This is a genomic window from Intestinicryptomonas porci, from assembly GCF_033971905.1.
Taxonomy (GTDB): Bacteria; Verrucomicrobiota; Verrucomicrobiia; order Opitutales; family Intestinicryptomonadaceae; genus Intestinicryptomonas; species Intestinicryptomonas porci.
In genome coordinates this window covers 41,297-61,708 of record NZ_JALBUT010000005.1, presented here as the reverse complement: position 1 = coordinate 61,708, position 20,412 = coordinate 41,297, and the positions used below count along the sequence as shown (strand labels likewise).

General features: G+C 46.9%; 23 protein-coding genes. 7 read left to right on the top strand and 16 right to left on the bottom strand.

The window, feature by feature from the left end; genetic code table 11:
• Window positions 1-54: 54 nt before the first annotated feature.
• Genes MOX91_RS05185 through MOX91_RS05175 form a run of 3 tightly spaced genes read left to right on the top strand, consistent with a single transcriptional unit; the run spans window position 55 to window position 2,497 of the window.
• On the top strand, window positions 55-723 hold the full coding sequence (locus MOX91_RS05185) for an adenylate kinase (protein ID WP_370397021.1): 669 nt from the start codon (window positions 55-57) through the stop codon (window positions 721-723).
• Complete coding sequence (locus MOX91_RS05180; RefSeq protein ID WP_370397020.1) at window positions 723-1,586, top strand: TIGR00282 family metallophosphoesterase; 864 nt, start codon at window positions 723-725, stop codon at window positions 1,584-1,586. The genes MOX91_RS05185 and MOX91_RS05180 overlap by 1 nt, the downstream gene beginning before the upstream one ends.
• A 23-nt stretch (window positions 1,587-1,609) precedes the next feature.
• The gene (locus MOX91_RS05175) at window positions 1,610-2,497 is read left to right on the top strand and encodes a DUF362 domain-containing protein (protein WP_370397019.1); all 888 of its coding nucleotides are present in this window, start codon (window positions 1,610-1,612) and stop codon (window positions 2,495-2,497) included.
• A 4-nt stretch (window positions 2,498-2,501) separates the two neighbouring features.
• Here MOX91_RS05175 and MOX91_RS05170 read toward each other — a convergent pair whose 3' ends face one another.
• On the bottom strand, window positions 2,502-3,395 hold the full coding sequence (locus tag MOX91_RS05170) for a LysR family transcriptional regulator (protein ID WP_370397018.1): 894 nt from the start codon (window positions 3,393-3,395) through the stop codon (window positions 2,502-2,504).
• Between the two features lie 104 nt (window positions 3,396-3,499).
• Here MOX91_RS05170 and MOX91_RS05165 point away from each other — a divergent pair, with 104 nt between their 5' ends.
• Window positions 3,500-4,081: a sugar O-acetyltransferase gene (locus MOX91_RS05165; RefSeq protein WP_370397017.1), complete on the top strand. Its 582-nt coding sequence runs from the start codon at window positions 3,500-3,502 to the stop codon at window positions 4,079-4,081.
• Window positions 4,082-4,152: 71 nt separating this feature from the next.
• Entirely contained in the window at window positions 4,153-5,118 is a 966-nt protein-coding gene (locus MOX91_RS05160) for an alpha/beta hydrolase (protein WP_370397016.1), read from the top strand.
• 59 nt (window positions 5,119-5,177) lie between these two features.
• Here the strand turns inward: MOX91_RS05160 and MOX91_RS05155 are convergent, their stop codons facing one another.
• The 4 genes from MOX91_RS05155 to prfB form a co-directional block, all read right to left on the bottom strand.
• Window positions 5,178-6,176, bottom strand: a complete 999-nt coding sequence (locus MOX91_RS05155; RefSeq protein ID WP_370397015.1) for a M23 family metallopeptidase — start codon at window positions 6,174-6,176, stop codon at window positions 5,178-5,180.
• A complete protein-coding gene (locus MOX91_RS05150; RefSeq protein WP_370397014.1) occupies window positions 6,176-6,700 on the bottom strand; it encodes a hypothetical protein in 525 nt (174 codons plus the stop codon). The genes MOX91_RS05155 and MOX91_RS05150 overlap by 1 nt, the downstream gene beginning before the upstream one ends.
• Window positions 6,701-6,704: 4 nt before the next feature.
• Entirely contained in the window at window positions 6,705-7,199 is a 495-nt protein-coding gene (locus MOX91_RS05145) for a hypothetical protein (protein WP_370397013.1), read from the bottom strand.
• A gap of 1 nt (window position 7,200) precedes the next feature.
• A protein-coding gene (gene prfB / locus MOX91_RS05140) for a peptide chain release factor 2 (protein ID WP_370397132.1) occupies window positions 7,201-8,338 on the bottom strand; the annotation gives its coding sequence in 2 pieces (ribosomal slippage) (window positions 7,201-8,265 and window positions 8,267-8,338; 1,137 coding nt in all).
• A gap of 97 nt (window positions 8,339-8,435) precedes the next feature.
• Between prfB and MOX91_RS05135 the strand changes: the two genes are divergently transcribed.
• Together MOX91_RS05135 and MOX91_RS05130 are read left to right on the top strand one after the other, a co-directional pair.
• Window positions 8,436-9,065, top strand: a complete 630-nt coding sequence (locus MOX91_RS05135; protein WP_370397012.1) for a hypothetical protein — start codon at window positions 8,436-8,438, stop codon at window positions 9,063-9,065.
• Window positions 9,066-9,140: 75 nt separating this feature from the next.
• On the top strand, window positions 9,141-9,719 hold the full coding sequence (locus MOX91_RS05130) for an OmpA family protein (RefSeq protein ID WP_370397011.1): 579 nt from the start codon (window positions 9,141-9,143) through the stop codon (window positions 9,717-9,719).
• 303 nt (window positions 9,720-10,022) lie between these two features.
• On the opposite strand, the gene MOX91_RS05125 is transcribed toward MOX91_RS05130, so the two are convergent.
• The 11 genes from MOX91_RS05125 to MOX91_RS05075 all read right to left on the bottom strand — a co-directional run bounded on the left by MOX91_RS05125 (window position 10,023) and on the right by MOX91_RS05075 (window position 20,412).
• Window positions 10,023-10,337, bottom strand: a complete 315-nt coding sequence (locus tag MOX91_RS05125; protein ID WP_370397010.1) for a VOC family protein — start codon at window positions 10,335-10,337, stop codon at window positions 10,023-10,025.
• Window positions 10,338-10,403: 66 nt separating this feature from the next.
• Entirely contained in the window at window positions 10,404-11,459 is a 1,056-nt protein-coding gene (locus tag MOX91_RS05120; protein WP_370397009.1) for a SufB/SufD family protein, read from the bottom strand.
• Complete coding sequence (sufB, locus tag MOX91_RS05115; RefSeq protein ID WP_370397008.1) at window positions 11,456-12,865, bottom strand: Fe-S cluster assembly protein SufB; 1,410 nt, start codon at window positions 12,863-12,865, stop codon at window positions 11,456-11,458. Before sufB ends, MOX91_RS05120 begins: the two co-directional genes overlap by 4 nt.
• Window positions 12,865-13,608 (bottom strand): Fe-S cluster assembly ATPase SufC, encoded by a 744-nt coding sequence (gene sufC, locus MOX91_RS05110; RefSeq protein ID WP_370397007.1) that lies wholly within the window; start codon window positions 13,606-13,608, stop codon window positions 12,865-12,867. The genes sufB and sufC overlap by 1 nt, the downstream gene beginning before the upstream one ends.
• A complete protein-coding gene (locus tag MOX91_RS05105; RefSeq protein ID WP_370397006.1) occupies window positions 13,605-14,003 on the bottom strand; it encodes a Minf_1886 family protein in 399 nt (132 codons plus the stop codon). The genes sufC and MOX91_RS05105 overlap by 4 nt, the downstream gene beginning before the upstream one ends.
• 108 nt (window positions 14,004-14,111) lie before the next feature.
• Complete coding sequence (locus MOX91_RS05100; protein WP_370397005.1) at window positions 14,112-15,557, bottom strand: NADH-quinone oxidoreductase subunit N; 1,446 nt, start codon at window positions 15,555-15,557, stop codon at window positions 14,112-14,114.
• Between the two features lie 7 nt (window positions 15,558-15,564).
• Window positions 15,565-17,043, bottom strand: coding sequence for a complex I subunit 4 family protein (locus MOX91_RS05095; protein ID WP_370397004.1), 1,479 nt, complete (start codon window positions 17,041-17,043; stop codon window positions 15,565-15,567).
• A gap of 4 nt (window positions 17,044-17,047) precedes the next feature.
• Window positions 17,048-19,033, bottom strand: a complete 1,986-nt coding sequence (locus MOX91_RS05090) for an NADH-quinone oxidoreductase subunit 5 family protein (RefSeq protein ID WP_370397003.1) — start codon at window positions 19,031-19,033, stop codon at window positions 17,048-17,050.
• Window positions 19,034-19,036: 3 nt separating this feature from the next.
• A complete protein-coding gene (gene nuoK / locus MOX91_RS05085) occupies window positions 19,037-19,342 on the bottom strand; it encodes an NADH-quinone oxidoreductase subunit NuoK (RefSeq protein WP_370397002.1) in 306 nt (101 codons plus the stop codon).
• A gap of 12 nt (window positions 19,343-19,354) precedes the next feature.
• The gene (locus tag MOX91_RS05080; protein ID WP_370397001.1) at window positions 19,355-19,870 is read right to left on the bottom strand and encodes an NADH-quinone oxidoreductase subunit J family protein; all 516 of its coding nucleotides are present in this window, start codon (window positions 19,868-19,870) and stop codon (window positions 19,355-19,357) included.
• Window positions 19,870-20,412 carry a NuoI/complex I 23 kDa subunit family protein gene (locus MOX91_RS05075; protein ID WP_370397000.1) on the bottom strand — a complete coding sequence of 181 codons (543 nt, stop codon included), beginning with the start codon at window positions 20,410-20,412 and terminating at the stop codon, window positions 19,870-19,872. Before MOX91_RS05075 ends, MOX91_RS05080 begins: the two co-directional genes overlap by 1 nt.

Sequence of the window (20,412 nt, the reverse complement as noted above, 5' to 3'; positions counted from 1 at the left end):
CTTGCGGATATTTGAAGATTTTTCAAACTTATTCGCTTACTCAACTAAAAACTTATGGAAAAACCACGCATTATTCTTTTGGGCGCACCTGGCAGCGGCAAAGGCACGCGCGCAGTCGCCCTCTGCGAAGTTCTCGGAATTCCCCAGATTGCAACGGGCGACTTGTTCCGCAAAAATCTCAAAGAGATGACCGAAATCGGAAAAACAGCCAAAAGCTACATCGATAGGGGCGAACTTGTGCCCGACGAAGTAACTGCCGCAATGCTAAAAGACAGGCTTTCCGAAAGCGACGCCAAAAACGGCTTTGTTTTGGACGGCTTCCCGCGCTCGGTAAGGCAGGCTGAAATTCTCGACGATATACTCGAAAAAAGCGGCGACAAAATAACTTCCGTAATCTATATAAAAGTTGACGACGAGGAAATCGTAAACCGTTTGACAGGCAGAATGATTTGCTCGAAATGCCAGGCTCCGTACCACGTCCGCGACCACAAGCCCGCAGTTGAAGGCAAGTGCGACAAGTGCGGCGGAGATTTGATTGTCCGCGACGACGACAATCCTGAAACAATCCGCAAACGCTTAAAGGTTTTCCACGAAACCACTTTCCCCCTCGTGAAATTCTATTCCGAGCGCGGGCTTCTTACGGAAATTCCATCTGTTACATCTTCGGAAGGCATTAACGCCGACATGAAGAAGCTTTCGCAAAAATTGGGCTTTATCGCATAATGAAGCTTCTTTGCATCGGAGACGTCGTCGGCAAGCCCGGCAGGGACATACTGCGCGATTTTCTGCCGCAAATAAGGCAGGATTTCGGCATAGACTTTGTCGTGGCAAACGGCGAGAACTCCGCCGGCGGAAGCGGCATTACGCGGAACATGGCGGAATATCTCACACGTTTCGGCGTCGATGCAATCACGCTTGGCGACCACATCTGGGACCAGAGGTGCTTCGAGGGCGAAATAGATTCGATAGAAAACCTCTGCCGCCCCGCAAACATTCCGCCCGAAAACCCCGGCAAAAAATATTTGGTCATCGAAAAAAACTCGATGAAAATAGGAGTATTTTCCCTGCTTGGGCAAACATTAATGAAAATAAAGGCAGATTGCCCTTTCCGCGCCGCAGTCTCCGTCTGCGAAGAACTTAAAGACAAGTGCGACATCATAATTTTGGACTTCCACTCCGAAACAAGTTCGGAAAAAGTTTCGATGGGCAACCTGCTCGACGGGAAAGCCGCCGTAGTTTTCGGCACGCATACGCACATTCCGACGGCTGACGCAAGAATTTTGGAAAACGGCACTGCGTACATTTCCGACTTGGGAATGACGGGACCTTGGGACGGCTGCCTCGGCAGGGACAAAAACGCCGTACTGCAAAAATTCATGGACGGCAGACCGCGCGCATTCAAAGTCGCCGAAAAAGACCCGAGAATTTGCGGCTGCATTGTCGAAATAGACGATGCTTCAAAAAAGCCTGTATCAATCGAACAGTTCATATTCCCGAAATTCGGCGAGCCGTTGCCGCCGACGCCCGAAGAAATAAGGCTTGCGCAAAAACGCCTCGCGGAAGAACAAGCCGAAGCGCAAAATTAAATTCGCAAGCGAATAAAAGTTATATGCCCTCACCCCGAAAAAACTCAAAACCCAAAGTTTATTTTTCGAGAATAATAACTCCCGAAAAACTTGTCGATATGTATAAAGTTTTGGGGCGGGAATTATCAGGTAAAGTCGCCGTAAAAATACATTCGGGCGAACCAGGGGGAAACCACTACTTAAAGCCGGATTTCATAAAGCCACTTGTAGATTTGCTAAAAGGAACCATTGTTGAATGCAACACGGCTTACGAAGGTCGCAGAGATACCACCCAAAAGCATTTGAAGGTTATGGAAGAGCACGGCTTTTCCAAAATCGCAAATGTTGACATAATGGATTCCGACGGCGAAATTGAGCTTAAAATTCCAAACGGGAAGCGGATTAAGTCAAATTATGTCGGCTCGCATCTGAAAAATTACAACTCCATTATGGTGCTGTCGCATTTCAAGGGACATTTGATGGCGGGATTTGGCGGGGCGTTAAAAAACATCTCAATAGGGATTGCCTCTTCGCACGGGAAGGCATATATCCACGGCGCGGGAGACATTAAAAAAATATGGTCTTGCGAGCAGGATAAATTTTTGGAGTCGATGGCGGACGCTTCAAAGTCGATAACTGACTTCATGAAAGGCAACATCGCGTTCATAAATGTAATGAAAGACCTTTCCATAGACTGCGACTGCGATTCAGACCCCGCAAAGCCCGAAATGTCTGATATCGGAATAATGTCGTCGCTCGACCCCGTGGCTCTTGACAAAGCGTGCGTTGATATGGTTTACGCCTCAAAAGACAAAGGGAAAGCGTCGCTAATAAGAAGAATTGAAGACAGGCGCGGCGTTCTCATAATAGATGCTTCGGAGAATCTCGGCATAGGCTCGCCAGACTATGAGCTTGTCGATTTGGATGCCTAAAAATTTATTTTGCGAATTTCCGCTTCATGCGCTCCAAAAACATTTCAGCCGCGCCTGAAAACACTTGGCGTTTTTTCCATGCGAATTTCAACCCCGATTCAAGCCTGGGGCTAAGCGGCTTAAAACACAAATCCCCGCCGCCCATAACGTTTAAAAGCTTGTCAAGAGTTATGGCGTATCCGACCCCGCTTCTCACCATTATCGAGGCGTTGTAAATCAAGTTGTACGACGCTACAATGTCGAGTTTTTCAAAATATTTGCCGAACCATTTTTTATACGCATTGTTCGGGCTGAATTCTTCTGACGCCTGCCTTGAACATATGAGCGGCAAGCCAACCAAATCTTTAACTTTAATCGACTTCTTTTTTGCAAGCCTGCAATCGTTCCTCATTACAACGCCCCAAACGTCTTTTGCAGGCAAAGCGATGCTTTCAAAATTCGACGTGTCGGCAGGCTCAATAAACACCCCGAAATCCAAAACGCCCTTTTCAAGCTGTTCCGAAACATATATGGAATTTCCGCTGAAAAAATGAAAATGTATTTCCGGGTATTCCTTCCTTGTTTCATTTACGGCTTCCGCAATTATTTCCATTGATTTGCTTTCCCCGCACCCGATGTAAACATCGCCCGAAACGCCCTTATTTGCGGATTTAAGCTCCGAAGCGGTCTTGCAAATTATGTCCATAATCTCTTCAGCGCGCTTTCTCAAAAACATTCCCTCCATCGTAAGCGAAAGACTGTGATAGCCCCTTGTAAAGAGCTTGTGCCCGACTTCCTCTTCAAGCTCCATTATTTGCCGCGAAAGCGTCGGCTGGGTAATATGCAAAGTTTTTGCCGCCGACGTCATGCTACCCTCTTTTGCAACCGCAAGAAAATACTTCAAAACTCTTGTTTCCATATAAATTTTGTAGCATAGCTTAAAGGCATTGTACAGCATAAAATATAAGTATTTGCTATTTCATAAAAAATGCGGCATAATCATGAAAATAAAAAAACGCGCCAATGAAAAGAAAAACAAAAGAACTGACGGAAAGGATGCTCAAAAAAAGCGTCATAAAAAACACCGACCCTGATTTCAATGAAATATGCGAAGAAGTTGAAAACACGAGGCGCCTTGTTTGCGAACTTAACAATTCTCCCCATACTGACGATGAAGCAAGAAAACTTCTGGAAGAAATTTGGGGGCAAAAATTGGATTCGTCTGTAAGAGTTTTCCCGCCGTTTTACACGGCATTCGGCAAGCTCACGAAAATCAGCAAAAACGTGTTCATCAATTTTGGCTGTACCTTCCTCGATCAAGGCTCAATCACGATAGAAGACGATGTATTTATAGCCCCCGGCGTAAAAATAACGACAGAAGCCCACCCCGAAAATCCCGAAGGAAGGCACAACCTTTTAATAAAGCCCGTAGTAATCAAACAAAATGCCTGGATTGGCGCAAACGCCGTAATTTTGCCCGGGGTAATCATTGGCAAAAACGCGATAGTCGGCGCGGGCGCAGTTGTAACAAAAGATGTTGAAGACAACGCCGTAGTGGCGGGAGTCCCCGCAAAATTTATAAGGAAAATAAAGGAAAAATCATGAAAACAATAAAAAAATTACCCTTAGCACTTCTCGTTTTTATTTCATCACTTGAACTCATTGCAAAACAAACCATGAATAATTCCGAAAAAAACGATTGGGACAAAACGTTCCCCAAAAGCGACAAAGTAAAAATCGAAAAAGCGTCATTTCGCAACAGATACGGTATAACCATCTGCGCTGACGTTTATATTCCTAAAAATGCAAGCGAAAAGATGCCTGCCATCGCACTTTGCGGACCATTCGGCGCAGTAAAGGAGCAAGCATCGGGACTTTACGCCCAAACGATGGCAGAGCGCGGCTTCCTTGCAATAGCATTCGACCCTTCTTTCACGGGCGAAAGCTCAGGAGAACCCCGTTATGTGGCGTCTCCAGACATAAATACGGAAGACTTTTGCGCCGCAGTCGATTATCTATCTACAAGAAAGGACGTCGATTCCGAAAAAATTTCGATTATCGGAATTTGCGGCTGGGGAGGCTTTGCATTAAACGCCATGGCAATGGATACCAGAATAAAAGCCGCAGTGGCGTCCACGATGTACGACATGTGCAGGGTAAGCGCAAACGGCTACTTCGACTCAATGGATGAAGACGCCAGATACGAGCTGAAAAAATCGATAAACGCCCAGCGCACCGCCGACGCCCTAAGCGGGACAAACGCGCTTGCGGGAGGATTGCCGGACAAGATTGCGCAAGACGCGCCGCAATTTTTGAAGGATTACCACGCCTACTACAAAACAAAGCGCGGATACCATAAACGCTCGCTAAATTCAAACGGCGGCTGGAATAAAACCTCCGCCCTTCCGTTTATAAACATGCCGATTTTGTCTTACGCGGGCGAAATAAGAAACGCCGTAATGCTTGTCCACGGGCAAAACGCCCATTCGAGGTATTTCAGCGAAGACGCTTTCAAAAAATTAAAGGGAGAAAACAAAAAGCTATTGATTGTGCCAAACGCAAACCATACCGATTTGTACGACAATCTTGAAAAAATCCCCTTTGATGAAATCGAAAACTTTATCAGGGCAAACCTAAAATAAACCAAATAAGCCTCAAAAAAAAGAAGCGCAAAACGCGCTTCTTTTTTTGCTCTCAAACATCACATAAACATTTTTTTCAGCGTATCCTTTAAAAGCTCGGTATATTGGAATTTGCCGTTTTGCTTGATTTTTACAAAAACCCTGCATTTTCTGTTTATTTCAAATGGATTTGCGTAAATGATTTCTATCCCGTCATGTTCGGTGTATTGCGACGGATTTTTAATCCTTTCGATTTTTTTCGGAAGCCCGTACCATGTAAAATGTATGTCCCATCCCCTTTGCGAACCGTTTAAATCCGCAAGCTTGGGATACCTCAACGCGAAGTCGGGAATTTTTGCGGTATAGTATCTCACAATAAAAGCTGTGGGCAAAGACGAAATGTAGTCTGCAACGCGTCCGTTCGATAGCTTGCCTTCGCGCGCCGCATTCATGAAAGCGAGGGGATCCATGCCCTGCAAATTCATTCCGTTAAAAACTCCGAATTTGTTTTTGCTGCCGAACTTTTGCAAGTCGTACCACTTTTGAAAATGCTCCCCGTAGCGCAAGCCTACTTCAAAGTGCAAATGCGCAGCTTCCCTTGCGATTGCGTAATCTGCGCTTCTTCCCATCTGCCCCAGACGGCAACCCGACTCAACCCTTACACCCTTTTTTATGGATTCGTCAATCGAGCGCAAGTGGGCATACAAAGTATAGACATGCACGTCCAAAGCATCGTGCTCTATCACGACATACCTGCCGTAGCTGCTGGCTCCGGGGCTGTCGTTTACAAGCACGACAATACCCCGCATTGCCGCATAGACACTGTCCAAAGGCTCTCCGCGCTTGCTCCTGCGGACGGGCTTTATGTCTATGCCCTCATGGAAGCGGTAACCGTTGTTGCGGACGTCGCCAAAAAGCCCGCTCTTGGGCTCATGCCCAAATGTCGGCTGAATGAAAGCTTCAAAGCTTTCCCCATTTACAAATGCAGTGGATTCGGTAGGCCAAACTATTTTGTCTGCCGCAAACACCGTATTTGCGGCAAATGTCGCAAATAAAACAACTGCATGAAAAAACCTCATTACCAGCCCGCTTCACGCTCGGCAATTTCCTTTTGCACTTTTACGATGTCTTTTGTGTAGTCCTGCGCTTTTTTAAACAAGTCCGTTTCGCGCGGATATTCAAGCTGCATGAAAAGTTTCCCATTTGATATGATTGAATCTATTTTGCGAATTGCGCGCGGATTTCCGTTTTCCTTTAACAAAATCCACCCGCCCATAGATTTAGACGTTTCGCGGAAGAGCTTTTTTATGCCCTTGCCATTGCAGTTCAGCACAAAACCGCGAATCGTTGTCCCCGACGACGGATCGTAAACTTCGGCGACATCAACGCTGTCCAAGTCGCCCATGGTCATAAAAGCCTCTTTTTGGACGATAAACTCAACGCCCGTTTCAGGCATTTTAACCCTTTCGCGCGACACCCCTATTTCGTTGCGCGCTTCGCAAACGTGCAAAGTCAAATAATTTTCGATTGTTTCGTCCCAAATGCATCCCGAAATTGAAAATGCCGAAAATGCCAATAATGCGTAATGTAATATTTTTTTCATAAATTTAAACAATAAATGCGTTTATCTGTGTTTGTATGTTTGAAACAAGCTCTTCGCCAAGTTCCTTTTGCGGAACCAAAAACTCGCGCTTGGACGAAGAATGGATATAAAGCTGGACGCCGTTTTGAGGCCTTCCCTTTGCCCTCAAAATTCTCTTTCTTTCAAGAAGAAGCGCAAGCATTTGCTTTAAAACGTCTTTTTGTTCGACCTCGACGCCGTTTTCGTCGTACAAAGACAAAAAGAAGTCTTCGGAGCCGGCTATCGCCATGCGCCGCGCCTGACGCTCGTCCTCTTCGGGATTTTCGCTAACGACGCGCTCCCATTTGCCGACAAACTTGCCCTCAAAAGGATTTTCTTCAAGCTCCTTTTTCAAAAAATCGCGCCTGTCAAGCTCGTTTGCCTCATTTACGAAAATGACGCTTACGACAACGTCGCCGGGCTTTAATTCGGCGCCGCTTCCAAACGATTTTTTTGACAAAGTTTTAATTTGCCAGTCCATATCACTCTTCGGTTAAATAATTCTTGTTTCGCGAAGTCGGCCCGCCCGCCCTTAGCCACGCATTGACAAACATGTCGATATCCCCATCCATGACAGCCTGAATGTTGCCTGTTTCCGCGCCTGTGCGCAAGTCTTTTACCATCTGGTAGGGCTGGAATACATAGCTTCTGATTTGGTTGCCCCATGCAATTTCGCCCTTTTCGCCGTAGAATTTATCCATTTCGGCGCGCTTTTCGTCTTCAAGCTTTTCATAGAGGCGGCTCTTTAAAATCTTCATCGCGGTCTGCTTATTTTTAAGCTGGGAACGCTCGTTTTGGCAAGCCACCACAATGCCTGTCGGGATATGCGTTATGCGCACGGCGGAATCGGTCTTGTTGACGTGCTGTCCGCCCTTGCCGCTCGAACGGTAAGTGTCGATGCGCAATTCTTCGTCCTTTATCTCTATTTCAACGTCGTCTTCGATTTCGGCTATGATGTCAACAGAAGCAAACGACGTATGCCTGCGCTTGTTCGCGTCAAACGGGCTTATACGCACGAGCCTGTGCACTCCGCGCTCGGCTTTGGCGTATCCGTAGGCATTCGCGCCCTCAATGCGGATTGTGACTTTCGCAACCCCCGCCTCTTCGCCCGCAACAATGTCCTGAACATCGCACTTCCAGCCCCGCCTTTCAGCCCAGCGAGTGTACATTCTAAGAAGCATTTCCGCCCAGTCGCAGCTCTCCGTGCCGCCCGCGCCCGCATGGATTGTGACGATTGCATTCGAGTTGTCGAGCTTTCCGCTTAAAAACGACTCTATCTCAACCTTTTCTATTTCCAAGGACATCGAATTGGTTTCGGACGCCAATTCCGCCGATAAATCCGCGTCCTCATCGGATTCTTCGGCAAGCTCCAAAAGCGCGTTCAAATCGCCCAGCCTCTTTTGAAAATCAAGCTGAGGCGCGACAATTCTCTTTAACCGCGACGCTTCCGAAAGAATTTCCTGCGCCGAATTTCTGTCGTTCCAAAAATCGGCGGCTCCCATCTTTTCTTCTAATTGCGCTATTTCTTCCTGCTTTTTCGGGACGTCAAAGAAACCTCCATAAGTGCGCCGCGCGTTTGTTTATTTGTGCTATGTCGTTTTTAATTTCAGAATCTATTATCATAAATCAGATTATTTTGGAGCCTTAAAAATTTTTCAACAATATTTTTGAATTTACATTGGAAAAAACAGGGCTATCGTTTAATTTTGAATTTTTTATGAACGACCTCAACAAGACATTGCTTCTCGCCGCCTGCGTTTTGTTTTTCTCAACGCTCTTTTTCTTTTTTAAATTCGCGGCGGAAAAAGCGTATTCCCAAGACTTAAAGGCGCAAAAAGACGCCGCATATGTCGATGCAAGACGCAGCATAAAACAGGCTGAAAACATAAACGACCGCGCAGAAACCGCAAAGAAGACGGCGGAACAGGCGCAAAAAGAAGCGCAGGAATATTTCACGAAAGCGGCTTTCACGAGGGCCGAACTTGAAAGACTGGAAGCCTCCAATGCAGTCGAGCATAAAGAGGCGATTGCCCTTTACAAAGCGCGCATAGAGCGCGAAACCGCCGCAAGAACCGCCGCCGAAAAAGAGCTTGAAAAGGCAAACAGCGCAAGGAAATCCCTTGAACGCGACATGCTCTACATGGCGGCGGAGCTAGACAGTTGCAAAATAGAAATGAACTCTAAAATTGCAGAGCTTTCCGCGCAAAAAGACAAAGAAATTGCAAGCTTGAAATCTGAAATAAAAAAACATCTCGAAACCATATCCGAAAGCTTGAAAATTATAGACGAGCTTAAAAAATCAAACGAAAAACTCTCGGAAGAGTTAAAATATTCAAAAACGGAGTAATTTTTGTAAAAATGCTTGCCAAAACGGTGAAAAATGAATTTTTTAAAACTATATAAATTTAATGCAAAAAAAATTATGAAAAAATCTATTTCATTCCTCGTAGCGGCATTTGCCGTATTCTTTATGACAGGCTGCGAATCCTACGACAAACCCCAGCCCGGAGACACGCGCGCTTCCGCTCCGAGTAGCTTTAACGGCGCAGACATAAGCGATCCATTTGGAGACCAAGGTGGCATAAGTTCGGCTTACAACAAGGATATGGATAGAGATCCGAGCGCAAACGCAGGCTCTATAAACTGGGAAAACATCGACCCCGCCGATATACTCGAAACAATTTACTTCGGCTTCGACCAATACGCAATTCCGCAGGGCGAACGCTCAAAGGCTAAAAACGCCGCAAGCTTCATGAAGTCAAACCCCGATGCAAAAATCGCTTTGGTTGCGCATACCGACTGGTACGGCACCGAAGAATACAACCTCGTTCTTTCCGATAAGCGCGGCTCTTCCGTACAGGCGTACTTGAAGAATTTGGGCATCGACAATTCCCGTTCCGAAGTTGTCGCCCGCGGCAAAAACGGCGCGTCAATGGATGTAGCGAAAAACTCTCCCGAAGCTAAGCACGACAGAAGAGTGGACATCGTAAAAATGAAATAACGCTTTAAACAAAAATTTCATGGGAGATTGCAAACGCAATCTCCTTTTTTTATGCTCGCATTTTTTGAAAAATAAAAACATTTTTTCACGCCAAGGCTGACAGATTTTCAGGCAAAAATTTACAAATTGTCTTCCCGAAAAATTCCAATTCTCCATCTATGCCACGCAAAAGACTGAAAATGCGATAGTAAAAAGGCTATCAATAAAATATCTTCTCTCACGCAAACTCAAAAAAAATGGCATTGAAAAAAATCAATGCCACTTTTTTCGCCTTATATTTTCAAGGCTCTGTAAATACTGTTATTACAAATTCTGTATGAGTTCAATCGGTATGCCCTCTTCAACAATGAAAGCCAATACCGCCTTGTCGCCAAGCGGAGACTTGCCTACAAGAATATTCGCGCCCTTCAACTCGGCGTCAATATCTTCAACTTCGTATGCTATATGCGTGCTTTCCTGCAAAAGCTTCGGCATGGGGCAATCGTAATCGAAGCAAAGCCATTCGATGTTGTGTTTGCTCATGGAAGGGTCGGTTATCGCAAGCTTCATTTCGGGGATATACGTCATACCCTCTTTTTTGCAAGCGGACGGAATGCCAATGTGTAGGAATTTTCTCATATGTTTATTTGGTAAAATTAGATTTAAAATAGAAACCGAAAAAAATTTTGTCAAACAATAACGAAATCACATGGCGGAAATTTTCTCAGAAACAGCAGATGCGAAAACTTCATCGCTGAAACGCCCTATTATTTCGTTTGCGAAGCCGTCCACCAAAAGCTTTTGCGCCATGCTTTCGCAAAGCCCGCGCGACTTCATGTAAAAAAGCTCCTCCCTGTCGGGTTGGAAAGCGGCGCAGCCGTGCGAGCACATAACGTCGTTTGCCAATATTTCCAAGACGGGCATTCCCGATGCGCGGGCTTTTTCCGAAACAAGCAAAGAGCGGCAACTCTGGTACGACTCCGTCTTTTGGGCATTTTCCTCGACCCTTATAAGCCCGCCGAATGCAGTGCGCGACAAGCCAGAAAGAATGTTTTTCACTTTCAAATTGCTGAAAGCTTCGGGGCATGTGTGGTGCTGGCGGGTGCGCAAATCGTGCGTAATAGAACCAGACGACACAAAAAGCGCAGAAATATCCGCCCTCGAATTTTTACCTGCAAGCTCAAAATTACGCTCTACCCTCGTATTCGACTTTCCCGCTTCCACAAAAACATCGTTTGCCTGCGCTCCGTCCTGCAAATAGAAGTCGGCGCGAGTGTAACGCGGGGAATTTTCCTTTGAGTTATAAAAAGTATTTACGTTTATCTTCGCGCCCTTTTTCAGAAAATAGAAATTTGCGCGAGTTGAAAGCTTGCCGCATTCAAAAAAACTTTCGTCAAAGACATCGACCTGCGCCCCCTCTTCTATCTCAAAAATATTGACATCGGAAAAATCGGCGTTCGTGATTTTTACTTTCGCGTTTTTCGAGATGCTGAAAATTTTTGCGCATGAGAAATTGCGGGCGCAATAGGCGTCAAACTTTCCGCCGCCCAAGAGGATTTTTAAGAACTTTTCAGCAGTCGGATTTTCAAAAACGCCCCTACTTCCCGAAGGAGCCTCGGAAAAATCCGCTCCACTGAAATCCATGAATTTTTCAACTTCCCCGCCCCAGAAAGCGAGGTTTGAAAACCGCCAATGCTCGTCCTTTTTCCCGGGGAAAGGAAGAGAGTTGAAACGCGAAAAAACAGGTTTTTCCTTTGTCATCCCACAGACCCTTCCATTTCAAGCTCGATTAAACGCTTTAACTCAACCGAATATTCCATCGGGAAACGGCGCACCAAGTCGTTTACAAATCCGTTTACAGCAAGGCTCATGGCTTCCTGCTCGGAAAGCCCGCGCTGGCGCATGTAAAAAATCTGCTCGTCCCCAAGCTTTGAAACGCTCGCCTCGTGCTGGACAAAATTATTCTCTCCCGAACAAACTATTGCGGGATAAGTGTCGGTGCGCGAGTTTGAATTTATTAAAAGCGCGTCGCAAACAGTGTTGTTTTTGCAGCCCTTGACGTTTTCGGGGATGTAAACCATTCCCCTGTAAGAAGCCCTGCCGTCGGCGATTGAAATTGATTTTGAAATTATGTTGGAAGTCGTGTCGTCGGCCAAATGAATCATTTTTGCGCCCGTGTCCTGATGCTGCAAATGATTGGCAAGCGCGATTGAAACGACTTCGCCCCTTGCCCCCTTGCCGTTCAAAACGACTGTCGGATATTTCATCGTAAGCCCGGAGCCGACATTGCAGTCAATCCAGCTGATTTCAGCCCCTTCCTCCGCCCTGCCGCGCTGGGTTACCAAATTGAATATGTTGTTCGACCAATTTTGAACTGTAACATATTGAATTTTCGCGCCCTTCAAGGCGACAAGCTCCACAACACCCGAATGCAAAGTACTCGTTTCAAAGCGGGGAGCGGTGCATCCTTCCATGTACATAAGCTCCGCGCCTTCGTCGGCAATGATTAAGGTGCGCTCGAACTGACCGAAGCTTTCGGCGTTTATTCTGAAATACGCCTGCAATGGCTGCTTTACCTTGACACCCTTAGGCACATAAATAAAGCTTCCGCCCGAAAATGCCGCGGAATTAAGCGCGCTATACTTGCTGTCGTCAACGGGAATTACGGAACAAAAATATTTTTTGAAAATTTCGGGATATTTTTTAAGTCCTTCGTCGGGTCCGACAAAGATTACGCCCTGCTCCTCCAAATGCGCCTTCATGCTCGAATAAGCCGACTCCGAATCGAACTGCGCGTCAACCCCCGCCAGAAACTTGCGCTCCTGCTCAGGCACTCCCAAGCGTTCAAAAGTCTTTTTGACATCTTCGGGAACTTCGTCCCACGAACGCCGGTTTTTCTTGTCCTTTGCAAGATAATACCTGATTTTTGAAAAATCCAATTCGTTCAAGCGTTCAGTCGCCCAATGCGTTGGGTTTTCCTTTTCGTTAAAAATTTTGAGAGCGTCAAGGCGGAATTGCGTGAGCCATTCGTCCTCTCCCTTGACTTTTGAAATATAGCGGACTGTCTGTTCGCTAAGTCCGACGCCCGCGTCGAAAGCGTAGTCTTCGGCATAGCTGAAATTGCCCGCTTCGGAAGAAAAATCCAAATTTTCAGGTTTTTTACTCATTATCCCTTAAATTTTTCGTAGCCGCTTTTTTCGAGTTCAAGCGCAAGCTCCGCGCCGCCTGTTTCGACAATCTTTCCGCCGTACATGACGTGCACTTTGTCTGGAACGATGTGGTCCAACAAACGCTGGTAGTGTGTAATCAAAAGAACTCCAAGCTCCGAAGAGCGCGCCGCGTTCACACCGTCTGAGACAATCCTCAAAGCGTCGATGTCAAGCCCGCTGTCGGTTTCGTCCAAAATGGCGATTTTGGGTTTTAGCATCAGCATCTGCAAAATGTCGCACCTCTTCTTTTCCCCGCCCGAAAACCCTACGTTCAGACTGCGGGAAGTGAAAGACTTGTCCATGCCAAGTTCCTGCATTTTTGCATAAAGCTCCTTGTAAAATGCGGGCGCATTGATTTCTTCGCCCTCAGGCAGGCGGGCGTTCAGGCAGGCGCGGATAAAGTTTGCAATGCTGACTCCCGGGATTTCAACGGGATATTGAAACGCCAAAAAAAGCCCCTCCTTTGAAATTTCCTCAGGAGCTTTTCCGACAATGTCAACCCCGTCCAAAAAGACTCTGCCTGAAAGGATTTTGTAGTCTCCACTCCCTGCGAGAGCCTTGCTCAAAGAGCTTTTACCCGTCCCGTTGGGACCCATAATCGCGTGGACTTCGCCTTTCGGCAGATGCAAATTAAGCCCGTCAACGACGCGCTTGCCCGCCACTTCCACAACCAAGTCTTCAATTAAAAGCCCCTGTTTCATAATCCGCCTTTGCTCTTAGGTAAATACGGGCGTTCAAACGCCTCGTAAAAATCGTATCCGACCGAGAAATCCTCAATTTTGTCCTCGTCGGTCTTGCTCATTTCGCCGACTTTTATCATGTTGAAAACAATCTGCCCTATGTCGGAACACTCCCTGACGCCCCACTCCTTGAACAATACCGCCGCCATCGGTCCGAAAGTTTCGAGGGCGAAAACCCTGCATCCTTCCAGAAGCTCCGCCGCGCTGACGTGGGAACCTTTTTCACCGTCGGTTTTCTTGTGGTTTTTTACGGTATAATCCAATGCCATTCGCACAAAAACGTATGCGCCAACCGCATAGCGTTTGTCGTCCTTTAAAATCGCCTCTATGACGCGCTGAAAGTCTCTTCTTGACATAAAACCGCTCAAAATAAACCAATAAATTTAGCACAAGCCATTGCGCTTTCAATAAAAAAATCGGCACAATTTAACTTGCGCCGACATTAAATTTTACAAATCGACAATTTATGCGTTCGCCGTCAATAAAAAAGCGAAACGCACGCCCAAGACGAGTATCGCCATGCAAAGCGCAATCAATACCGCCGAATGCCCTTTGACAAATTGGCATTCCTCAGAGCCTTGCAAGGGCTCAAAAGCGGCTCTTATCCATTTGAAATAATAGTATATCGAAGCCGCAGAACCCAAAACCAAAACAAGCATAAGCCAATACAAGCCCGCCGCATACGCCAAAACCAAGACGAACAGTTTTGCGAAAAAACCCGCAGTCGGGGGAATGCCCGCAAGAGATGCAAGCCCCAGCGTAAGCGATGTCGCCGCAGTCGGATTTTTGCCCCACAACCCCTTGTAGGCGCACACGCACAAATCGGCGTCGTTTGCTGACTTATAAAGAGATTGCACAAAGAAAATTGCATATACCGCAAAAGCGTAAGACAACACATAAAGAACCAGAGTGTACCCGATGGCGTCCGAATTTTCGCCTGAAATATTTGTAAGGACAACCGCGGCAGTTAAAAACACCATCAAATAACCCGCATTGGCAATGCCCGAAAAAGCCACAATCCTCTTTGCGTTCTTTTCGTTCAGCCCTCCGAAATTGCCGATAATTATGCCCATTGCGGCAGACGCGCTTAAAATCGTCACGAGATTGTCCGAAAACGGCATACTAATCAACATGCTAAAAAGCGCAATGACAGCGGCAGACTTCGACGCAACCGCCAAAAACGCCGTAACGGGAGCGGGCGCGCCCTGGTAAACGTCGGGCGACCAAAATTGGAATGGGAATGCGCTCAGCTTGAAAAATACCGCAGAAACCGCCAAAACCGCGCCAACGCCGAAAAGGACATTGCCGCCGCCTTCGGTAAAGTTGCCGTAATATAGCATTTCGCTGCCCAACTCAAAGGACGATGCGTAAACAAACGCAATCCCAAGCAAGAAGAACGCCCCCGAAACTCCGCTTACTATTATGTATTTTATTGAAGCTTCCAAATTTTCAATGTTTCTCCTGCCCCACGCGATGAGCGCGTAAAAGCAAATCGCCGAAGTTTCCAGCGCAACGAAAGTGAGCATCAAATGCCTGCTCCTTGCAAATATGGAAAGAGCCGCAACCGCAATCGTTAAAATTCCGAAAAATTCGCCCGCATTTTTTTGAGACAGCGAATTTAAGAATTTTTGCGACATCGAAGCCGTCAGAACTCCGCACATTATGAAAAACGCCGAAGAAAACGGGCTTGGCGCAAGCATTTGAAAGAACGCGTACTCATTCGGACTTGAAACCACGGCGCAAATCGACGCGATAAAGCCGACAAATGCCAAAACACAGCAATATTTGGGCTGAATTTTTTTGAACGCGCCAAGCAATATCAAAATGACGCCGAAACACGCCAATATTGCCTCGGGCAGAACAGCAATCCAATCCGCCCCGCTTAAAAATTTTTCGATAGAATCTTCCATAGTTTTACTATTTATCAGTTAAATTGTATGCGGGAACACCGCCAAGCGTTTCGTCCAAAGGAACGGTTATAAGCTTGGGCGCAAAGCCAATCAAAATCAAAGCCAAGAGCAAAATCAAAACAGGAGCGCGCTCCTTCCATGAAATGTCGCAGTTCCCAGCCTTTTTCACGGCGCAGGACTGCGCGCCAAAGAATATGTTTGCAACGGCCCTCAATCCATAAACTGCGGAAATTATTATGCCCGAAACCGCCAATGCGCAAACAACAGCCCCCTTGCTCCACAATGCCGCAAAAACCGAGATTTCACCCCAGAAATTCGCAAAGCCGGGAAGCCCTATGTTTGCCAAAATTACCGCGACAAAAAGCCCCGCGCAAACAGGCATGTTTTTGTACGCTCCGCCAAGAGAAGGCATGTCGCAAGTTGAAAATCTGCTTTTGATTATTTCCGCAAAGATAAAGAGAGCAGCGACGCTCAGCCCGTGCCCGAACATAATCATAACCGCTCCGCCCGCACCCAAGACGCCCATCGAGGCTATGCCCAAAAAGCAAAGCCCCATGTGCGAAACGCTCGAATACGAAACCATCATCTTGAAATCGTTTTGAGCCATCGTGCAAAGACCTATCAAAATAACGTTCAAAAGCGCAAGAACAGTAATCACGCTCATTGAAAGCCCCGCATTCGCGCCAAGCAGTGGAACAGCAACCTGAATAAGCAAGTACAAGCCGAACTTTTTAAGCACGCCCGCATGCAGCATGGAAAACGCCGTGGGAGCTTCGTTATATGTTTTAGGAGCCCATGAATGAAGCGGAAACAGCGAAACCAATGCGCCAATGCCGACCGAAAGAACGGCAAAAGCAGTGCCCGCAGATTTTGCGCCGACGTTCGCCGAGGCGAAAGCGTCCGTCAATTCGCGCAAATTAAACGTGAGCGTTTTTGTGGAAATAAACGAGATTGATATTATTCCCAATAAGACCAAAAGTGCGCCAAGAGTCAAATATATCGCCATTTCCATCGCCGCGGGCTTGCGGTTTTCGCCGCCCCAGACACACATCGCAATGAATGTCGGAACAAGGGCAAATTCGTGGAAAGCGTACATCCAAAGTATGTTTTGGCTTGCAAACATTCCCATCAAGCCCCCCTGCATAAAGAGCATGCAAACCAAGTAGGTTGAAATGCCCTTGATTTTGACGGGACTTGCTATTGTCCATAAAAAAGCCGCAAAACCGACGATGCCCGCCAAAAGATACATTGCCAAAGACACTCCGTTTACGCCCATCAGTCCGAATGCCGACGAAACTTCCAACGCCCCGTTTTCAGCATAAAAAAATGCGGTTAAAACAGACGATGCAAGCGCGGCGGCAAAACCGAAAAACGCCACGCTCTTTACCGCAAGCTCTCCCGTAATTTTAGAGAAGGCAAACGCCAAAACTGCGCAAATCAACGGTGCGTAAACACCCGATAAAAATGTAATTTCAGAAATTTCCATAGTATTAAACCGCTAAAATTATAAACGCCGCCAAAAGACCCAAAACCATCCAAACCACATAGCTTGAAACCCACTTGACGTGCCAGCTTTTGAAGACAAGCCCAAAAAGGCACGATATGAGAGCAAGACCCTTAACGGCAAAACCCTGTATCAAAATCAAGTCGAGAGCGTTTACCAAAATTGCAAAACGCTGCTGGACCTTTAAAACGTAATAGTTGTAAACATCGTCGAACCAGCCGTGCTTTTCCAAAACATGGTACATAATCGGGTGGTCGCTTTCGATTTTGTCTTTGCCCCTGCCATAGAGGAAATAGGCAATCAAAATCAGCAAAACCGTGCAAACGAGAATTATCGTTCCCGCCCAAGTGAATAAAACATCTCCTTCAATCATGCCGTGGAAATGCTCCCAACCGAAGCTTCCCGACATAAAACTTTGCGAAGATGACGGCATCAGCGCAGACATTTTGCCGCCGAGCCACTTTAAGTTGCCCAACACCGCTCCCCATGCGCCGGCAAGCGAAAACACTCCCAATACAACGAGAGGAAGCGTCATAAAAAGCGAATTTTCCCTTGCATTTGAAGCCTTTTCGCTCAAAGGCTTGCCCAAGAACACCGCAAAGAAAAGCCTTGCCATGTAAAGCGGAGTAAGAAGAGCCGCAATCAATACGAACGCAAAAGTCGCAATCTTAAAAACGCCCGATGCGCCGAGCCTGCAAAGCCCCGATATGTCAGAAACGGAAGCGTTCACATATTCGTTTACGAGACTCAAAAGCGATATGTTTAATATCATTTCCTTGCTGTAATAGCCCGCAAAGAACGGAACCGATATAATGGAGCATGTTGCAAGAAAAGCCGCAATGGTCGTAAGAGGCATTTTCTTTGCAAGACCTCCCATTTTAAACATATCCTGCTCGTGATGGCAGGCGTAAATCACAGAACCCGCAACCAAAAACAAGGCTGCCTTGAAAAATGCGTGCATTGTAAGGTGCATCATCGCAATTCCGTACGCGCCCAAGCCGACGGCAACTCCCATAAGCCCCAAATGAGCCAAAGTGGAATATGCCAAAGTCTTTTTAATGTCGCGCTGTCCCAAAGCCCAGAAGCCCGCGCACATAGCCATAAGCGAGCATATAAAAACCATAAATGCGGAAGCAGCAGGCGTAAGCAACCCCACCACCCCGAGGCGCACAGTCATGAAGACGCCCGCCGCAACCATCGTGGCGGCGTGGATTAGAGCTGAAACAGGCGTAGGACCCGCCATTGCGTCCGTAAGCCAAACCTGCAAGGGGAATTGCGCGGACTTGCCCAGAAATCCGCATATCAAAAGAAGGGCCATAGGAGTCAAAGCCAAGCTTGGATTTGCCTTCAATGCGGAGGCAATCGCGCCAAATTCAGTCGTTCCGAAAACGTGATAACACCAAATTATGCCAATCAAAAATCCGAAGTCGCCAACCCTGTTTGCAATGAACGCTTTTTTGGAAGCCATTTTGGAATATTCCGTGTCGGCGTAGTGCGCAATCAGCATGTATGAGCTGAAACCCACAAACTCCCAAAAGATAAACATCATAAAGAGATTGTCGGCAAGCATTATCCCCGTAATTGAGAACATGAAAAAGCTAAGACCGCCGAAAAATCTGCCCTTGGCGTCGTCCTTATCCATATATCCGACACTGAAAATATGAATTAGCCACCCGACGAAGCAGACGACAAAAACCATGTTTTTTGAAATTTCGTCGAACAAAAATCCGAAATTTATCGAAAAATTGCCAAGCCTGAAAATTTCAACCGATTTGGAAGAAGCTTCTCCGCTTTCGCCAAGCAAAAGCCCCATCGCCAAAACGAGCGCGAAAGTCGCCGACAAAACCGAGACGACAGCCGCCCCCCATTTTGACTTGCGCAGGAAAAACGCGCTTAGAGCCGCGGCAAAAAGCGGCATAAGCAGCATCGCCCACATGTCCGAAAATTCGCAACCTGAAATTGAAGAAAACATAAACTATTCCCCTGAAAGCGTATCGACGTCGTCGGCGCAAACCGAGCGTCTTATTTTAAAGAATTGAACAACCACCGCAAGCGCGACCGCAACCTCGCTCGCCGCCACCGCCATGACAAAGAAAGCGAACACCGCCCCGTCCATATCGTTATACGCCGCCGAAAACGACACAAGCGCAAGCATCGCCCCGCACAGCATAAGTTCAAGGCACATCAAAACAACGAGCAGGTTTTTTTTGAGAACCACCCCCGCAAGCCCTGCAAAGAAAATCAGCAGGGACGGAATTAAAAAGTCGTTTAGATTTTCCATAAAAAACCTTTCTTAAAGCATTTCCCTCTTCGGACGTTTTGGCGAAGGCTCTTTTGCTATCGCAATGATTGCCACCATCGCGACCAGCAAAACCGCTCCCGCAATTTCAAATAAAAGCATAAATTTGGTAAAGAGCGAAAGCCCGTAAAGCTTTGAAACCGACAACGCCGAGACCCCGCCGTCAAGCGCGACTTTCAAGTCGGGGCAATTCAAAACAAAATACGACGCCGAAAGCCCCATCAAAAGCCAGAGCAATACAATGCCCGCCCTGCGCTTTAACGAAGAATTGTCGCGGCTTTCCCCCGCAAGCATCACGGTAAAGACAAAGAGCACCATAACCGCCCCCGCGTAAACCACGAGCATTACGAACGCCAGAAAAAACGCCTTCATCAAAAATAAAAGCCCCGACATTCCAAGCATCGAAACAAGCATGGACATCACCGCGTTTATGTAGCCGCGGTTTAGCAGAAGCCCCAAGGCCCCGCCTACGCCCATTGCGCAAAAAATTCCGTAAACAACATTTTCCATCAGTGCGCTCCTTTCGATTTTTGAGCAGTGTCCTTGACTTTTTTCCACTTCATCACGCTGTCGGGCAGAACGCCGCCGCGGCGGTAAAGCTCCGCTTTTTCCCTCTTCATGGAATCCCTGTCGTAAGATGTGATTGAAAACTCCTTCTGCAAAACGATTGCCTGCTCGGGGCATACCTCCTGGCACAATCCGCAGAATATGCACCTTATCATGTTTATTTCAAAATTCTTGGGAGCCTTTTCAATAAAGGCATTCGGGCTGTTTGGGTCGATTTCGGAAGGCGTAACCTTTATTGCCTTTGGCGGGCAGACAAACTCGCAAAGCTGGCACGAAACGCACTTCTCGCGCCCGTCGGGATCTTTTACGAGCGTGGGCGCGCCCCTGTAAGCCTTTGGAAGGGCGGGACGCTGTTCTGGATATTTGAGCGTCACCTTCGGCTTTACCAAATTTTTCAGTGTAATCCAAAGCCCGCCTGCGATTTGGGGGAGATAAGTTTTCTCCCAAAACGAAAGCTTCTTTCTCTCAACTTTTATTATCGCCAT

Coding starts and splice junctions, on each gene's coding strand:
- MOX91_RS05145 (WP_370397013.1), bottom strand. CDS start 7,199: ATGGACTGGCAAATTAAAACTTTGTCAAAAAAATCGTTTGGAAGCGGC.
- MOX91_RS05170 (WP_370397018.1), bottom strand. CDS start 3,395: ATGGAAACAAGAGTTTTGAAGTATTTTCTTGCGGTTGCAAAAGAGGGT.
- MOX91_RS05105 (WP_370397006.1), bottom strand. CDS start 14,003: ATGTCAAGAAGAGACTTTCAGCGCGTCATAGAGGCGATTTTAAAGGAC.
- MOX91_RS05165 (WP_370397017.1), top strand. CDS start 3,500: ATGAAAAGAAAAACAAAAGAACTGACGGAAAGGATGCTCAAAAAAAGC.
- MOX91_RS05075 (WP_370397000.1), bottom strand. CDS start 20,412: ATGGCGATAATAAAAGTTGAGAGAAAGAAGCTTTCGTTTTGGGAGAAA.
- MOX91_RS05135 (WP_370397012.1), top strand. CDS start 8,436: ATGAACGACCTCAACAAGACATTGCTTCTCGCCGCCTGCGTTTTGTTT.
- sufB (WP_370397008.1), bottom strand. CDS start 12,865: ATGAGTAAAAAACCTGAAAATTTGGATTTTTCTTCCGAAGCGGGCAAT.
- nuoK (WP_370397002.1), bottom strand. CDS start 19,342: ATGGAAAATCTAAACGACTTTTTAATTCCGTCCCTGCTGATTTTCTTT.
- MOX91_RS05095 (WP_370397004.1), bottom strand. CDS start 17,043: ATGGAAATTTCTGAAATTACATTTTTATCGGGTGTTTACGCACCGTTG.
- MOX91_RS05175 (WP_370397019.1), top strand. CDS start 1,610: ATGCCCTCACCCCGAAAAAACTCAAAACCCAAAGTTTATTTTTCGAGA.
- MOX91_RS05120 (WP_370397009.1), bottom strand. CDS start 11,459: ATGACAAAGGAAAAACCTGTTTTTTCGCGTTTCAACTCTCTTCCTTTC.
- MOX91_RS05150 (WP_370397014.1), bottom strand. CDS start 6,700: ATGAAAAAAATATTACATTACGCATTATTGGCATTTTCGGCATTTTCA.
- MOX91_RS05100 (WP_370397005.1), bottom strand. CDS start 15,557: ATGGAAGATTCTATCGAAAAATTTTTAAGCGGGGCGGATTGGATTGCT.
- MOX91_RS05155 (WP_370397015.1), bottom strand. CDS start 6,176: ATGAGGTTTTTTCATGCAGTTGTTTTATTTGCGACATTTGCCGCAAAT.
- MOX91_RS05180 (WP_370397020.1), top strand. CDS start 723: ATGAAGCTTCTTTGCATCGGAGACGTCGTCGGCAAGCCCGGCAGGGAC.
- sufC (WP_370397007.1), bottom strand. CDS start 13,608: ATGAAACAGGGGCTTTTAATTGAAGACTTGGTTGTGGAAGTGGCGGGC.
- MOX91_RS05090 (WP_370397003.1), bottom strand. CDS start 19,033: ATGTTTTCTTCAATTTCAGGTTGCGAATTTTCGGACATGTGGGCGATG.
- MOX91_RS05185 (WP_370397021.1), top strand. CDS start 55: ATGGAAAAACCACGCATTATTCTTTTGGGCGCACCTGGCAGCGGCAAA.
- MOX91_RS05125 (WP_370397010.1), bottom strand. CDS start 10,337: ATGAGAAAATTCCTACACATTGGCATTCCGTCCGCTTGCAAAAAAGAG.
- MOX91_RS05080 (WP_370397001.1), bottom strand. CDS start 19,870: ATGGAAAATGTTGTTTACGGAATTTTTTGCGCAATGGGCGTAGGCGGG.
- MOX91_RS05130 (WP_370397011.1), top strand. CDS start 9,141: ATGAAAAAATCTATTTCATTCCTCGTAGCGGCATTTGCCGTATTCTTT.
- MOX91_RS05160 (WP_370397016.1), top strand. CDS start 4,153: ATGAATAATTCCGAAAAAAACGATTGGGACAAAACGTTCCCCAAAAGC.